This is a genomic window from Ideonella paludis (genome assembly GCF_018069865.1).
Taxonomy (GTDB): domain Bacteria; phylum Pseudomonadota; class Gammaproteobacteria; order Burkholderiales; family Burkholderiaceae_C; genus Ideonella; species Ideonella paludis.
This window is the reverse complement of sequence record NZ_JAGQDG010000002.1, coordinates 631,006-646,033: the sequence shown is the minus strand read 5'-3', so window position 1 is coordinate 646,033 and position 15,028 is coordinate 631,006. Positions and strand designations below refer to the sequence as shown.

Sequence of the window (15,028 nt, the reverse complement as noted above, 5' to 3'; positions counted from 1 at the left end):
AGCAGGACGGCCGCATTCTAGAGGGACATGACGCGCGCCTGGCAAGCAAGTTGGGGGCGCATTAGGGTTTTGCAAGAGCCTAGGACTTCACCGAGCCTTCAGCTCAGGCTATAATCAGCGGGTTTACCCCAAATCAAAAGCCGCCCAGCGAAATTCGTTTCCTTCTGACCTGCCGAACCTCTCGCTGACGCCTTTTCAAAGCGGCAGTATGGGGCACACGGGCTGGGCGCGCGAACACCGGAGTTCCCCCTTGCTGCCCGTCCTGCCCCCCGCAATCCTTGCACTCGCAGACGGCACGGTCTTTTTGGGCACCTCGATCGGCGCTGCCGGTCACACCGTCGGCGAAGTGGTGTTCAACACCGCGCTCACCGGCTACCAAGAAATCCTCACCGACCCGAGCTACTGCCAGCAGATCGTCACCCTGACGTACCCGCACATCGGCAACTACGGTGTCAACCCCGAGGATGTCGAGGCGCGAAAAGTCCATGCCGCAGGCCTGATCATCAAAGATCTGCCCATCCGAGTCTCGAACTTCCGTCAGACCCAGACCTTGTCTGAGTACCTGGTGGCCGAAGGCACGGTGGCGATTGCCGACATTGACACCCGCCGCCTGACCCGCGTGCTGCGCACCACAGGCGCCCAAAACGGCTGCATCGTGTCGTTTGCCGCAGGCCATCAAGTCAGCGAGGCCGACAAGGCTAAGGCCGTGGCCCAAGCCAAGGCAGCACCCAATATGGCCGGGCAAGATCTCGCCCAAGTGGTGACGTCGGATCAGTCTTACGAGTGGACAGAAACCGAGTGGAAGCTGGCCCGCGAAGACGGCACACCGGGCTTTGGCACGCAAAACGCGCCCCTCTACCATGTGGTGGCCTACGACTTCGGCGTGAAGCGCAATATTTTGCGCATGCTGGCTGAGCGCGGCTGCCGTGTCACCGTGGTGCCGGCCAAGACGCCCGCCGCCGAGGTGCTGAAGTACCAGCCAGACGGCATTTTCCTCTCTAACGGCCCCGGCGACCCCCAGCCTTGCGACTACGCCATCGAAGCCGCCAAGACCCTGATCGAGACGGGCATCCCCACTTTTGGCATTTGCCTGGGGCACCAGATCATGGCCTTGGCCAGTGGCGCACAGACTTTCAAGATGAAGTTCGGCCACCACGGTGCCAACCACCCGGTCAAAGACCTGGACACCGGCCGTGTCTCCATCACCAGCCAAAACCATGGTTTTGCGGTGGACGAGAAGACCTTGCCCGCCAACCTGCGCGCCACCCACATCAGCTTGTTTGATGGCACGCTGCAAGGCTTGGCCCGCACCGACAAGCCGGCGTTTTGCTTCCAGGGCCACCCGGAAGCCTCGCCCGGCCCGCACGACATCGCCTACCTGTTTGACCGCTTCACCGCCCTGATGGCGGCAGCCAAGAACTGAGCCGAGCGGCGCCATGTTCGGCATCACCGACCTGTCCACCTACGTCTTGGGCACGATTGCCATCGTGCTCTTGCCAGGCCCCAACTCCATGTTCGTGCTGTCTGTGGCCGCACGGCGCGGGGTGAAGGCCGGCTATGCCGGGGCGTGTGGCGTGTTTGTCGGCGATGCGGTGCTGATGCTGCTGGCCGCCTTGGGGGCGGCCTCGGTGCTCAAGGCGCTGCCGGCGCTCTTCATCGTCATCAAGATGGTGGGTGCGGCCTACCTGACCTGGATCGGCCTGCAGTTGCTCATCGGCGCGGTGCGCCGCTGGCGGGGTGAGGTGAGCGCCGAGCCCACGGCGTCAGCGGACTTGAGCCAGCCCTTTCGCAAGGCGCTGGTCATCAGCCTGCTGAACCCCAAGGCCATCTTGTTCTTCGTGTCCTTCTTCATTCAGTTTGTCGACCCTACCTATGCCTGGCCGGGCCTGACCTTTTTGGCGCTGGGGGCCATCGCCCAAGTGTGTAGCGCGGTGTATCTCTCGGTGCTGATTTTCGCGGGCGCGCGCCTGGCCCAAGCCTTTGCCGCCCGGCGCCGTGCGGCCAGCGTGGCGGCCTCGGGCGTGGGTGCACTCTTTCTCGGTTTTGGTGCCAAGCTGGCCACGGCCAGCTTGGGCTGAGCCCGCATCAGCCTTGGCCAACAACAATATTCACAAGACTCTCGATCATGCCTAAGCGTTCAGACCTACAAAGCATCCTCATCATCGGCGCGGGCCCGATCATCATTGGCCAGGCCTGTGAGTTCGACTACTCCGGCGCCCAGGCCTGCAAGGCCTTGCGGGAAGAGGGCTACCGCGTGGTGTTGGTGAACTCCAACCCGGCGACGATCATGACCGACCCCAACACGGCCGATGCGACCTACATCGAGCCCATCACTTGGCAGGTCGTCGAGCGCATCATCGCCAAAGAACGCGCTGCGCACCCCGACGAGAAAATGGCGGTGCTGCCCACCATGGGTGGCCAAACCGCGCTGAACTGCGCCCTCGATCTGCACCGCCACGGCGTATTGGCCAAATACGGCGTTGAGATGATCGGTGCCAATGAGCACGCCATTGAAAAGGCCGAAGACCGCCTGAAGTTCAAAGACGCGATGACCAAGATTGGTCTGGGCTCGGCCAAGTCGGGCATCGCGCACTCGATGGAAGAGGCGTGGGCGGTGCAAAAAAGCATACAAGCCGACATCGGCGGCTCTGGCTTTCCCATGGTCATTCGCCCCAGCTTCACGTTGGGCGGCACGGGCGGTGGCATTGCCTACAACCCCGAAGAGTTTGAAGAGATTTGCAAGCGCGGCTTGGACCTCTCGCCGACCAATGAGCTGCTCATTGAAGAGTCGCTGATGGGGTGGAAAGAGTACGAGATGGAAGTTGTGCGCGACAAGGCCGACAACTGCATCATCGTCTGCTCCATTGAGAACCTGGACCCGATGGGCATCCACACCGGTGACTCCATCACCGTGGCCCCGGCTCAGACCTTGACCGACCGCGAGTACCAACTGCTGCGCAACGCCTCCATCGCCATCTTGCGCGAGATCGGTGTAGACACCGGTGGCTCCAACGTGCAGTTCTCCATCAACCCGCGCGATGGCCGCATGGTGGTCATCGAGATGAACCCGCGTGTCTCGCGCTCGTCTGCGCTGGCCTCCAAGGCCACGGGTTTCCCGATTGCCAAGATCGCTGCCAAGCTGGCGGTGGGCTATACCCTGGATGAGCTGAAGAACGACATCACCGGCGGCATCACGCCCGCGTCCTTCGAGCCCAGCATCGACTATGTGGTCACCAAGATCCCACGCTTTGCCTTTGAAAAGTTCCCGGCGGCCGACGCTCACCTGACCACTCAGATGAAGTCTGTGGGGGAGGTGATGGCCATGGGTCGAACCTTCCAGGAGTCGTTCCAAAAGGCCTTGCGCGGCCTGGAAACCGGCATCGATGGCCTGACCGAGCGCAGCACCGACCGCGAAGAGATCATCGAGGAGATTGGCGAAGCCGGCCCCGAGCGCATCCTCTTCGTGGGTGATGCCTTCCGCATTGGCATGAGCTTGGAAGAGATCTTCGAAGAGACCGCCATCGACCCCTGGTTCCTGGCGCAGATCGAGCAGATCATCCAAGCGGAGCAGGCCTTGGCTGGCCGCACGCTGGAGAGCCTGAGCCGCGACGAGCTCTATTTCCTGAAGCGCAAGGGCTTCTCGGACCGCCGCTTGGCTAAGCTCCTGGGCACCAACCAGCACGAGGTGCGCGCGAAGCGCCATGCGCTGAACGTGCGCCCGGTCTACAAGCGTGTGGACACTTGTGCGGCCGAGTTCGCCACACAAACCGCCTACCTCTACTCGACCTACGACGAAGAGTGCGAAGCCGAGCCCACCACCAAGAAAAAGATCATGGTCCTGGGCGGTGGCCCCAACCGCATTGGTCAGGGCATTGAGTTTGATTACTGCTGCGTCCATGCTGCGCTGGCCATGCGCGAAGACGGCTACGAGACCATCATGGTCAACTGCAACCCTGAGACGGTTTCCACCGACTACGACACCTCGGACCGCCTCTACTTCGAGCCGGTGACCCTGGAAGACGTGCTGGAGATCGTCGCCAAGGAGCGGCCCGTCGGCGTGATCGTGCAGTACGGCGGCCAGACCCCGCTGAAGTTGGCGCTGGACTTGGAGCGTGCCGGCGTGCCCATCATTGGCACCACGCCCGACAGCATTGACGTGGCCGAAGACCGCGAGCGCTTCCAGCAGTTGTTGCACACCTTGGGCCTGAAGCAGCCGCCCAACCGCACGGCCCGCACCGAAGAAGCGGCGCTGAAGCTGGCCCAAGAAATTGGCTACCCTCTGGTGGTTCGCCCCTCCTATGTGCTGGGTGGCCGGGCGATGGAAATCGTGCACGGCGACAAGGACCTGGAGCGCTATATGCGCGAAGCGGTGCGTGTCTCTGAGAAGTCGCCCGTCCTGCTGGACCGCTTCTTGGATGACGCCATCGAAGTCGACGTGGACTGCATCGCCGACGCCTCGGGCGCGGTGATGATCGGCGGCATCATGGAGCACATCGAACAAGCCGGTGTGCACTCCGGCGACTCGGCCTGCTCACTGCCGCCGTACTCACTGCCCGCCGCCTTGCAAGACGAGCTGCGTCGCCAGACGGCCGAGATGGCCAAGGCCCTGAAGGTCGTCGGCCTGATGAACGTGCAGTTCGCCATCCAGGGCGAGGGCGCCGACGCCATCGTCTATGTGCTCGAAGTGAACCCCCGCGCCTCGCGCACCGTGCCCTTCGTCTCCAAGGCCACGGGCCAACCGCTGGCCAAGATTGCCGCACGCTGCATGGCCGGCCAGTTGCTGAAAGATCAGGTCGGCATGGGCGGCAAGGCGCCGCACGAGGTGATCCCGCCCTACTACAGCGTGAAGGAGGCCGTGTTCCCCTTCAACAAGTTCCCGGGCGTGGACCCGATCCTGGGGCCTGAGATGCGCTCGACCGGCGAGGTCATGGGTGTGGCCATGACCTTCGGCGAAGCCATGCTCAAGAGCCAGTTGGGGGCCGGCAGCCGCCTGCCCACCAAGGGCACTGTGGTCATCACCGTCAAGAACAACGATAAGGACCGCGCCGTCAAGATCGCCTCCGAGTTGGTGGACCTGGGCTTTGACGTGGTGGCTACCAAGGGCACGGCCGCAGCCATTGCTGCCGCTGGCGTGCCGGTCAAGGTGGTCAACAAGGTCAAAGACGGCCGGCCGCACATTGCCGACCTGATCAAGGCGGGTGAGATTCAACTGGTGTTCACCACCGTGGACGAGACCCGCACGGCGATCGCCGACAGCCGCTACATCCGCACGGCGGCCCTGGCCAACCGTGTGACCTACTACACCACCATGGCCGGCTGCGAAGCCGCCACCGAAGCGCTGAAGCATCAAGACGACCTGAACGTGGTGTCTTTGCAAGAGTTGCACCTGTCGCTCGTCTAAAGCTTGCCGGGCTCAGGCCCGATCTGGCTTAAACTCCGCGCCATTGCCGCCGCCTCCACGCCCTTTGGGCTTCAGAGGCGGCGGTTTTCATTCACCTAAGACTTTTGCTGACATGAGCACCATTCCCCTGACCAAGCGCGGCGCTGAAAAGCTGAAGGCCGAGTTGCATCAACTCAAGTCTGTGGAGCGCCACGCGGTCATCCAGGCCATTGCCGAGGCGCGCGCCCAGGGTGACCTGTCGGAGAACGCGGAGTACGACGCTGCCAAGGACAAGCAGGGCTTCATCGAAGGCCGAATCCTCGAAATCGAAGGCAAGCTGGCTGCAGCCCAAATCATTGACCCGGCCACGCTGGACGCGGGGGGGCGCATTGTGTTTGGCACCACGGTCGACTTGGAGGACGAAGAGAGCGGCGACGCTGTCACCTACCAAATCGTGGGCGACGATGAAGCCGACCTGAAGCAGGGCATGATCTCCATCAGCTCGCCCATCGCGCGCGCCTTGATTGGCAAAGAGGTCGGCGATGTGGCGGAAGTGAAGGCGCCGGGCGGCGTGCGCAGCTACGAAGTCATGGCCGTTCGCTACATCTAAGCCTCATGCGTTTGGACGCTTGGGCTGAGCTGCTGCGGCGCTTGTTGCCCGGCCTGTGGGCTGGGCTCTTGCTGTGTGTCGCGCTGGTGGCCACCCCCGCGCCATTCGCCGTGCTCAGCAGCGCGGAGGCGGGCCGGGTGGTGGGGCACGTATTTGCCCGAGAGGCTTCGGTGGCGGTGTTCTTGGGGGCCGTGCTGCTGGTGTTAGAGCGCCGCCGTGCCGCGCAAACCAAGCCCGAAGGCAGCCAATTCAGCGTGGAGATGGGCTTGGCCTTGCTGGCCATTTTCTGCACGGTGCTGGGCTATTACGCCCTGCAGCCTGAAATGGCAGCCGCCAAAGCCGGGCAAGGGCGTTTGAGCTTTGGCCAATTGCACGCCATCAGCTTGGGGCTGTTTGGCATCAAGATCTTGGCCGTGCTGGCGCTGGCGTGGCGCGCTGCCCAAACGGCCGAGCGTTGAGCAGGCCCGCGCCCTGTGCTTACTTGCTGTTGAGCGCCTTCTTCTTGGCGCTCACGACGCGAGCCTTGGCGCGCTTGATCTGGCCACCGGCGGTGATCCGCTCGTTGCCCAAGACCTGAACTTTCTTGATCTCTGGCCGCGAGTGGCCTGACTTGGAATACGTCACCAAGCGCACCGTGCGCGGTGCCGCTCCACCTTTTGTGCCGCCGTCATGGGCGGGCTCTGCGGCACTGTCCGGCAGAGGGCGCCACAGCACCAGCAGCTTGCCGATGTGTTGGACCGGAGCGGCACTGAGCTTGTCGGCCAGCTCGTCGAGCATGGCGCCTCGTGCTTCGCGGTCATCCGAGAAGACGCGCACCTTGATCAGGCCGTGGGCCTTCAGGGCAGCATCGCACTCTTTGAGGATGGCAGGTGTCAGGCCATCATTGCCGATCATGACGACCGGGTTGAGATGGTGGGCTTGGCCGCGCTTGTCCTTGCGGTCGGCGGGCGTGAGTTGAATCGCAGGCATTCCCGTATTATCCCTTCCTTCATGAAAACCCAAACCAAAAGCAAAAAGCTCAACAAGGCCTGGTTGCACGACCATGTCACCGACACCTATGTGAGGCTGGCCCAAAAAGAGGGCTACCGGGCGCGTGCCGCCTACAAACTCAAAGAGATCGACGAGACCTTTCATCTGTTCAGGCCCGGCCAAGTGGTGGTGGACCTCGGTTCAGCCCCTGGCGCTTGGAGCCAATACCTGCGGCGGCGCTTTGCGCCCAAGACCGCAGGGGTGGGCGGAGCGGCGACGGGCGAGCTGGACGGCACCATCATTGCGCTGGACTTGCTGGAGATGGAGCCCATCGACGGTGTGCAGTTCATCCAGGGCGATTTTTGCGAAGAAGCGGTGCTGGGCCAGCTTGAAGCTCTGTTGGCGGGCCGTCCGGTGGATGTGGTGGTGTCTGACATGGCCCCCAACCTCTCGGGCGTGGCGGTGACCGATGGCGCCCGCGTCGCCAATTTGATTGAACTCGCCATCGATTTCGCCCAAAACCACCTCAAACCCCAAGGTGCGCTGGTGGCCAAGGTGTTTCACGGCAGCGGCTACACGCAGTTGGTAGACCTGTTCAAGGCGCACTTCAAGGTGGTCAAGCCGCTCAAGCCCAAGTCGTCGCGCGACAAGTCCGCCGAAACCTTTCTGATCGGCATAGGCTTGAAGAAGGCTTGAAACTGAGCCAAACAGCCCAAGATATCCGCCTCATCTCCCCTGAAAAGGGTGAGGTTGCTCTGATTTACTTCAGGGCTAGCGGGGATTGACTCGTCTAGAATCAATCCCACTTGGTGTGCTGCGAGCCGACTTTGTCTGAAGTCCGGTCGCATGCCACGCTTTCGATGAAGGAACCTCGGTGAACAATCAGTGGCTCTCAAAGGTCGCACTCTCGCTGGTCATAGCATTCGTGCTTTTCACTGTCTTCAAGCAGTTCGAGAAGCCCCGCGCCAACGAGCAGGTGACCTACACCCAGTTCCTTGAAGACGCTCGCCAGGGCAAGATCAAGCGGGTTGAAGTTCAAGGCCGCACCCTCAAGGTCAGCCCGGCCGACGGTGGCCAGCCCTTTACGCTGACCAGCCCGGGCGATCTGTGGATGGTCAACGACCTGATGAAGTACGGTGTCCAGGTCACGGCCAAGCCTGAAGAAGAGCAATCCCTGCTCACCAGCTTGTTGCTGTCGTGGGGCCCCATGCTGCTCTTAATCGGCGTTTGGGTGTACTTCATGCGTCAAATGCAGGGTGGCGGCAAGGGCGGCGCATTCAGCTTTGGCAAGTCCAAAGCGCGCATGCTGGACGAGGCCAACAACGCCACCACCTTTGCCGATGTGGCGGGCTGCGATGAGGCCAAGGAAGAAGTCAAAGAGCTGGTCGACTTCCTGAAAGACCCCCAGAAGTTTCAAAAGCTGGGCGGCCGCATCCCACGCGGCGTCTTGCTGGTTGGCCCTCCGGGCACGGGCAAGACCTTGCTGGCCAAGGCCATCGCCGGCGAGGCCAAAGTGCCTTTCTTCACCATCTCCGGCTCCGACTTCGTCGAAATGTTCGTCGGTGTGGGCGCGGCCCGCGTGCGCGACATGTTCGAGCAGGCCAAGAAGAGCGCGCCTTGCATCATCTTCATCGATGAAATCGATGCGGTGGGCCGGCACCGTGGTGCAGGCCTGGGTGGCGGCAATGACGAGCGTGAGCAGACCCTCAACCAGATGCTGGTGGAGATGGACGGCTTCGAAACCAACCTCGGCGTCATCGTGATGGCGGCCACCAACCGCCCGGACATCCTGGACCCCGCCTTGCTGCGTCCGGGCCGTTTCGACCGCCAGGTTTACGTCACGCTGCCGGACATCCGTGGCCGCGAGCAGATCCTCAACGTCCACATGCGCAAAGTGCCGGTGGGCACCGACGTCAAGGCCGATGTGCTGGCCCGTGGCACGCCGGGTTTCTCGGGTGCTGATCTGGCGAACTTGGTCAATGAGGCCGCCTTGTTTGCGGCGCGCCGCAATGGCCGGGTGGTCGAGATGATCGACTTCGAGCGCGCCAAAGACAAGATCATCATGGGCACCGAGCGCAAGTCCATGGTCATGGACGAAGAAGAGCGCAAGAACACGGCCTACCACGAGGCGGGCCACGCCTTGATTGGCCGCCTGCTGCCCAAAATGGACCCGGTGCACAAGGTCACCATCATCCCGCGTGGTGGTGCCTTGGGGGTGACGGTGTCGCTGCCTGAGAAAGACCGTTACAGCACCGATAAGGTTCGCATGCTCAGCATGATCTCCATGCTCTTTGGCGGCCGCATTGCTGAAGAAGTGTTCATGAACCAAATGACCACTGGCGCCAGCAATGACTTCGAGCGTGCAACCTCCATCGCCCGTGACATGGTCATGCGCTATGGCATGTCGGATTCCTTAGGCCCTGTGGTCTACGCCGAGAACGAAGGCGAAGTCTTCCTGGGCCGCTCGGTGACCAAGACCACCAATGTCTCGGAAGAGACCATGCGCAAGGTCGACGCCGAGGTGCGCCGCATCATCGACGAGCAGTACGGCATTGCCCGCAAGCTCATCGAAGAGCATGCCGACAAGATGCACGCGATGGCGAAAGCCTTGCTGGATTGGGAAACCATTGACGCCGACCAGATCGACGACATCATGCAAGACAAGCCGCCGCGTCCGCCCAAGGATTGGACATCATCGTCCAGCGGCTCGGGCACAGGCCCCACGCCCCCGGTGAACCCGGACAGCGCGCCGGCGGCCGCCTGAGTCTGCCCTTGAGGCTTGAGACACCCACGGGGCCTTCGGGCCCCGTTCTTCATTTCCAGGGAGGTGTGCAGATGTGGTGGCAGACTCGACGATTTCGCGTGGACCTGAGCCGTCCTCAGGTGATGGGCATCGTCAATGTCACGCCCGATTCGTTCTCGGACGGCGGCCGGCATGCCAGCAGTGCCGCTGCGATGGCGCACTGCGAGCAGTTGCTGGGCGAGGGCGCGCACATCCTCGACATTGGAGGCGAGTCCACCCGACCCGGTGCGCAAACGCCCAGCATCGAGGAAGAACTGTCGCGGGTGCTGCCGGTGGTGCGGCATGCGGTGACGCTGGGCGTGCCTGTTTCTGTGGACACCAGCCGTGCCGAGGTGATTGCCGCGGTGCTGGACGCCGGCGCCGACATCATCAACGATGTGCGCGCGCTGCAAAGCCCTGGCAGTTTGGACGTGGTGGCTGCGCATCCGGGCGTGGGTGTCTGCCTCATGCACATGCAGGGCGACCCGCATTCCATGCAGCAAGCCCCGCACTACGCAAACGTGGTGGCCGAAGTGCAGCAGTTTCTGGCCGCCCGGCTGGCTGCCGCCCTGAAAGCCGGTGTGCCCGAAGACTGCATCACGTTGGATCCGGGCTACGGCTTTGGCAAAACCGCAACACACAACCTCGACTTGCTGCGCGGCCAGGCCGCGCTGTCAGCCCTGGGACGGCCCCTGCTGATAGGCTGGTCGCGTAAGCGCACCTTGGGCGAGATCACCGGCAAGCCCGTGAACGAGAGGGTCGCTGCCTCCGTCGCTGCCGCATTGGCCGGCATTCAGCGTGGGGCGCGCATTGTGCGGGTGCACGATGTCGCTCCGACGGTGGACGCCGTGAAAGTCTGGTCTGCAGCCGGGCTGATCGACAATATCCCATAGAGACAACACAAGGCAGGGTCGGGCCGTCGCCCACCACGGTCACTCAACTGCCCAGCATCACAGGAGTAGGTATGACACGCCAGTATTTCGGCACCGACGGTATTCGCGGCACAGTGGGGCAGGGCGCCATCACCGCAGACTTTGCACTGCGCTTGGGCCATGCCGTGGGCCGTGTCTTGCGGCAAGAGGCTGGCGAGGGCAAGCACCCGACTGTGCTGATCGGCAAAGACACCCGCATCTCGGGCTATATGCTGGAGTCGGCGCTGGAAGCGGGCTTTGCCTCTGCGGGCGTCAATGTGCTGCTCACCGGCCCGCTGCCCACCCCAGGCGTGGCCTACCTGACCCGCGCCCTGCGTCTGGACTTGGGCGTGGTCATCAGCGCCTCGCACAATGCTTACCCCGACAACGGCATCAAGTTCTTCTCAGCCAAGGGCGCCAAGCTGCCTGATGCCTGGGAGCTGGCTGTTGAAGCCGCCCTGAACGAGCCGCCGCAATGGGCGGATTCGGCCAGCTTGGGCAAGGCCAAGCGTCTGGACGACGCCGCTGGCCGTTACATCGAGTTTTGCAAAGCCAGCGTCAGCGGCGAGCTCTCGCTCAAAGGTCTGCATCTGGTGGTCGATGGCGCTCATGGCGCGGCCTACCACGTGGCCCCGGCGGTGTTCCATGAGTTGGGGGCCAAGGTCACCGCCATTGGCGTGTCGCCCAACGGCACCAACATCAACGACAAGGTGGGTGCCACGGCCCCGCAAGCGCTGGTCGACGCCGTCAAGCAGCACAACGCCGACTTTGGCATTGCGCTGGATGGTGACGCCGACCGCTTGCAATTGGTGGACCGCGAAGGCCGACTCTTCAACGGCGATGAGCTGCTTTATGTGATGGTGCAAGACCGCTTGGCCCAGGGCGAGAAGGTGCCGGGCGTGGTGGGCACCTTGATGACCAATATGGCCATTGAAGTGGCCTTGGCGGCGCAAGACGTCGAACTGGTGCGCGCCAAGGTGGGCGACCGCTATGTGTTGGAGTCGCTGATCGAGCGCGGCTGGTTGCTGGGCGGCGAAAGCTCGGGCCACCTCTTGGCCCTGGACCGCCACAGCACGGGCGACGGCATCGTCAGCGCCCTGCAGGTGCTGCAGGCCGTGCAGCGCAGCGGCAAGACCGTGGCCCAATTGCTCGAAGGCGTAGCGCTGTTCCCCCAGACCATGATCAATGTGCGCCTGCAAGCCGGTGCCGACTGGACCCGCAACGCCGCCCTCAAGGCTGACATCGAAGCCGTGAAGGCTGAGCTGGGCCAAAAGGGCCGGGTGCTGATTCGCGCCTCGGGCACCGAGCCGGTGTTGCGCGTGATGGTCGAGGCCCAAGATGCGGCCGTGGCCAAGGCGCAGGCTCAGCGCCTGGCGGATCTCGCCGCAAAAAGCTGATTCATGCCGCGCGGCTGAAACGCCGTCGATACGCTTCGGGCAAGTCGGCCAGGGTCAGCATGATGGGCAGGTCGGCCATGCCGAAGTCGGGATCCCACGCTGGGGGGCCCAGCACCTTGCCGCCGCATTTCAAGTACCCCTTGATCAGCGGCGGCGCCGTGACGGTCAAGTCGCTGCGCAGATGTTCCAGCGGCAGTGCTAGGCGGGGCGTCGCCACCACGCCCTCGGGGTGCAGATGGCTCTGGCTCAGTTGCTGCCAGAGACTGGCCGCGCTATGTCCACCGTCTTGCATCGGCACACTGGCGCAACCCAAGGTGGCCTGCAGGCCATTGCGCAGCATGAAGTCCGCCAAAGCGCCCCACAGCATCAAGATCACCCCACCGCTGCGCCACGCGGGCGCCGTGCACGAGCGGCCCAGCTCCACCACATGAGGCCGCAGCGCGTCCAGGCGGCTCAGATCAAACTCTTGGTCGCTGTAGAGGCCACCAGCGCGCCGTGCTGCGGCGGGGGTGAGCACGCGATAGGTGCCCACCACCTCAGCGGGGGCCTGCGCCGTCTCACGGGTGCGCACCAAGAGGTGCTCGCAATGCGCATCAAAGGCGTCCACATCCAGCCCGTCAGGCGTGCCTGGCGGGCAGCTCAGCTTGGCCCCCATCTCTTCGGCAAAGACGCGAAAGCGTAGGCGCTGCGCTTGGCGCACCTCGTCCTCATGGCGGGCCCAACAGACCTCTAGAGCCGGCGCTTCTGTGAGGGGCGCAGCAGAGGGCTGTGGGGCTTGTCCAGGCTGCAGAGCAGCGTTGGGAGACGGTGCGGCGAAGTGCAGTGTGTTCATGAGCCGTCATGCTCGCGTGCGGCCATGACCAGCGCATGAAGCCTGCATGTCAATGCGATGACCGTCATCGCCCCCAAGGCGCCAGAGGCCGCATTCGCGAGACCAAAAAAAAGGGCAGCCCAGCGGCTGCCCAACGACGAAAGAAAGTGCGAAGAAGCGAAAGCGCCCGGATCAGAAGTTGTGCTTGATGCCGACGTCGTAGCCGGTCTTCTGGCGATCGCTAGGGATAGCGTCACGCTTCTCTGTGGTCAGGTCGGCGTACACCGTGGTGCGCTTAGACAGCGCGTAGTGATAGCCCAGGCTGAGTTGCTTGTCGGCCACCACATTGGTGGTCGTGTTCTTCAGTTGGCCATAGCTCAGGCGGGCTTCGCCGCCACCGATCATGGCCTTGCCGCTCAGCATCCAAGCTTGGTGCTTTTGAGCGGAGGTGTTCTTGCCCGTGCCGAAGAAGGCGCCAGCCTTGAACATGCCAAAGTTGTATTCGCCGTTCACCGTGGTCCAGTTGTCGTCCTTGTCGGTGGGGTTCTCGTAGCCCAGGCCCAGCACCAAGGTCTTGTCCTTGTAGGCGGCACCCAAGCTGAAGGGGCGCTTCTCACCGCCATTGCTTTCAGCCATCTGGGCGCCCACGCTGAAGGCCCCCATGTCATAGCGGTAGTTCACCGAGTTGCTGTAGCGTGTGCTGCCAATGCGGCCGGCCACGATGCTGCCGTTGCTGGCCACCGTGTCGGTGCCCCAGGGGTCCGCGGGGCCTTGGCTGAAGGTGTAGGCGGGGTTCTCTTCACGGCCCAGGGTCACGCGGCCGAAAGCGCCTTGCAGGCCGACGATGGCCTTGCCTTCCCAGAAGCGGCTGGTGTTGGCCACGCTGCCGTCCTGGGCGTTGAAGCGGTGCTCAATGTGGAACACCGCATTCAGGCCACTGCCCAAATCTTCGGTGCCGCGAAAGCCCAAACGGCTGCCCGAGCCATTGCGCACTTCCAGGTTCTTGACTGCATCCACTTGCTGGGCGATCGAGAGGTCGACCCGGCCATAGACCGTGACGTTGGATTGAGCCTGTGCGCTGACGGCGGCCGTGGCGGCCAAGGCCAGCACGGCCAGAGCGAGAGTGTGTTGCTTCATGAGTTCTCCTAGCGGTTGAAAGCACGGGCGGCACAAGAGGCAGCCTTGTGTCGCGTTGACCCCGTCACTCTAGGCAGCCTCACTGCATGTTTTCGTGACAGTCCGCAATGCCGGGTGTGCCCGGCAGGGCATTGCCGCCTGTCATGCTTGCGTCACAAGGGGGTGGCAGGCGCCGAGTCAAGAGATGCGTCGGCACCTGGGTGCACGTGATTCACAGCCATGTCATGTCCGCCTTTCATCATGGCCCACCATGCACAGGAGACAAGGCATGGATGATGTGGCCGACCACCCGACTCAGCGCGTCCGCACCGTGTGGATCTCCGATCTGCACCTGGGCACTCCGGGCTGCCAGGCCGAGGCCTTGCTGAACTTCTTGAAGACCGTGGAGTGCGACACGCTGTATTTGGTGGGCGACATCATTGATGGCTGGCAGCTGCGCCGAAGTTGGTATTGGCCGCAGGCCCACAACGACGTGGTGCAGAAGATACTGCGCAAGGCGCGCAAAGGCACCAAGGTGATCTTTGTGCCGGGCAATCACGACGAGTTTGCGCGCCGCTATGTCGCGCACAACTTCGGCGGTGTGGATGTGGTGGAAGACTGCATTCACCACACCGCCGATGGCCGCAGCCTGTGGGTCACCCACGGCGACTTGTTCGACGGCGTCATCCAATGCGCCAAGTGGCTGGCCTATGTGGGCGACGTGGCCTACGAGACCACGCTGAAGGTCAACCGCTGGCTCAATCGTGCGCGCGGGCGCTTAGGTCTGCCGTATTGGAGCCTGTCGCGCTATCTCAAGCTCAAGGTCAAGCGCGCCGTCAGCTATGTCAGCGACTTCGAAGCCGCCGTCGCCCGCGAGGCCCGCAAGCGCGGCGTAGATGGTGTGGTCTGCGGCCACATCCACCATGCCGAGATCCGCACCATCGACGGCATCCTCTATTGCAATGATGGCGATTGGGTGGAGAGCCTCACCGCCTTGGTCGAGCACGCGGACGGCCGCTTGGAGATGCTGCATCACTGACCTGTCAACAGAC

13 protein-coding genes are annotated in these 15,028 nt (G+C 63.2%); 10 read left to right on the top strand and 3 right to left on the bottom strand.

Annotated features, from left to right (window positions below):
- The first annotated feature begins 250 nt into the window (after positions 1 to 250).
- The 5 genes from carA to KAK11_RS07385 all read left to right on the top strand — a co-directional run bounded on the left by carA (position 251) and on the right by KAK11_RS07385 (position 6,448).
- Entirely contained in the window at positions 251 to 1,423 is a 1,173-nt protein-coding gene (gene carA, locus KAK11_RS07405; RefSeq protein WP_210807759.1) for a glutamine-hydrolyzing carbamoyl-phosphate synthase small subunit, read from the top strand.
- A 13-nt stretch (positions 1,424 to 1,436) separates the two neighbouring features.
- On the top strand, positions 1,437 to 2,078 hold the full coding sequence (gene leuE, locus KAK11_RS07400; protein ID WP_210807757.1) for a leucine efflux protein LeuE: 642 nt from the start codon (positions 1,437 to 1,439) through the stop codon (positions 2,076 to 2,078).
- A gap of 47 nt (positions 2,079 to 2,125) precedes the next feature.
- Positions 2,126 to 5,401, top strand: coding sequence for a carbamoyl-phosphate synthase large subunit (gene carB, locus KAK11_RS07395; protein ID WP_210807755.1), 3,276 nt, complete (start codon positions 2,126 to 2,128; stop codon positions 5,399 to 5,401).
- A 112-nt stretch (positions 5,402 to 5,513) separates the two neighbouring features.
- Positions 5,514 to 5,990, top strand: a complete 477-nt coding sequence (greA, locus tag KAK11_RS07390) for a transcription elongation factor GreA (RefSeq protein ID WP_210807752.1) — start codon at positions 5,514 to 5,516, stop codon at positions 5,988 to 5,990.
- 5 nt (positions 5,991 to 5,995) lie between these two features.
- Positions 5,996 to 6,448 carry a DUF4149 domain-containing protein gene (locus KAK11_RS07385; protein ID WP_210807750.1) on the top strand — a complete coding sequence of 151 codons (453 nt, stop codon included), beginning with the start codon at positions 5,996 to 5,998 and terminating at the stop codon, positions 6,446 to 6,448.
- Between the two features lie 19 nt (positions 6,449 to 6,467).
- Here KAK11_RS07385 and KAK11_RS07380 read toward each other — a convergent pair whose 3' ends face one another.
- Positions 6,468 to 6,959 carry a YhbY family RNA-binding protein gene (locus KAK11_RS07380; protein ID WP_210807749.1) on the bottom strand — a complete coding sequence of 164 codons (492 nt, stop codon included), beginning with the start codon at positions 6,957 to 6,959 and terminating at the stop codon, positions 6,468 to 6,470.
- Between the two features lie 21 nt (positions 6,960 to 6,980).
- Here KAK11_RS07380 and KAK11_RS07375 point away from each other — a divergent pair, with 21 nt between their 5' ends.
- The 4 genes from KAK11_RS07375 (at position 6,981) to glmM (ending at position 12,049) form a co-directional block, all read left to right on the top strand.
- A complete protein-coding gene (locus KAK11_RS07375) occupies positions 6,981 to 7,655 on the top strand; it encodes an RlmE family RNA methyltransferase (RefSeq protein ID WP_210807747.1) in 675 nt (224 codons plus the stop codon).
- 178 nt (positions 7,656 to 7,833) lie between these two features.
- Positions 7,834 to 9,723, top strand: a complete 1,890-nt coding sequence (gene ftsH, locus KAK11_RS07370) for an ATP-dependent zinc metalloprotease FtsH (protein ID WP_210807745.1) — start codon at positions 7,834 to 7,836, stop codon at positions 9,721 to 9,723.
- Positions 9,724 to 9,794: 71 nt separating this feature from the next.
- On the top strand, positions 9,795 to 10,634 hold the full coding sequence (folP, locus tag KAK11_RS07365; RefSeq protein ID WP_210807743.1) for a dihydropteroate synthase: 840 nt from the start codon (positions 9,795 to 9,797) through the stop codon (positions 10,632 to 10,634).
- 71 nt (positions 10,635 to 10,705) lie between these two features.
- Positions 10,706 to 12,049: a phosphoglucosamine mutase gene (gene glmM, locus KAK11_RS07360; RefSeq protein WP_210807741.1), complete on the top strand. Its 1,344-nt coding sequence runs from the start codon at positions 10,706 to 10,708 to the stop codon at positions 12,047 to 12,049.
- Between the two features lies 1 nt (position 12,050).
- Here glmM and KAK11_RS07355 read toward each other — a convergent pair whose 3' ends face one another.
- Together KAK11_RS07355 and KAK11_RS07350 are read right to left on the bottom strand one after the other, a co-directional pair.
- The gene (locus KAK11_RS07355) at positions 12,051 to 12,881 is read right to left on the bottom strand and encodes a GNAT family N-acetyltransferase (protein WP_210807739.1); all 831 of its coding nucleotides are present in this window, start codon (positions 12,879 to 12,881) and stop codon (positions 12,051 to 12,053) included.
- Between the two features lie 171 nt (positions 12,882 to 13,052).
- The gene (locus KAK11_RS07350) at positions 13,053 to 13,997 is read right to left on the bottom strand and encodes a porin (RefSeq protein WP_210807737.1); all 945 of its coding nucleotides are present in this window, start codon (positions 13,995 to 13,997) and stop codon (positions 13,053 to 13,055) included.
- Positions 13,998 to 14,265: 268 nt separating this feature from the next.
- Here KAK11_RS07350 and KAK11_RS07345 point away from each other — a divergent pair, with 268 nt between their 5' ends.
- Complete coding sequence (locus tag KAK11_RS07345; RefSeq protein WP_310737762.1) at positions 14,266 to 15,015, top strand: UDP-2,3-diacylglucosamine diphosphatase; 750 nt, start codon at positions 14,266 to 14,268, stop codon at positions 15,013 to 15,015.
- Positions 15,016 to 15,028: the final 13 nt, after the last annotated feature.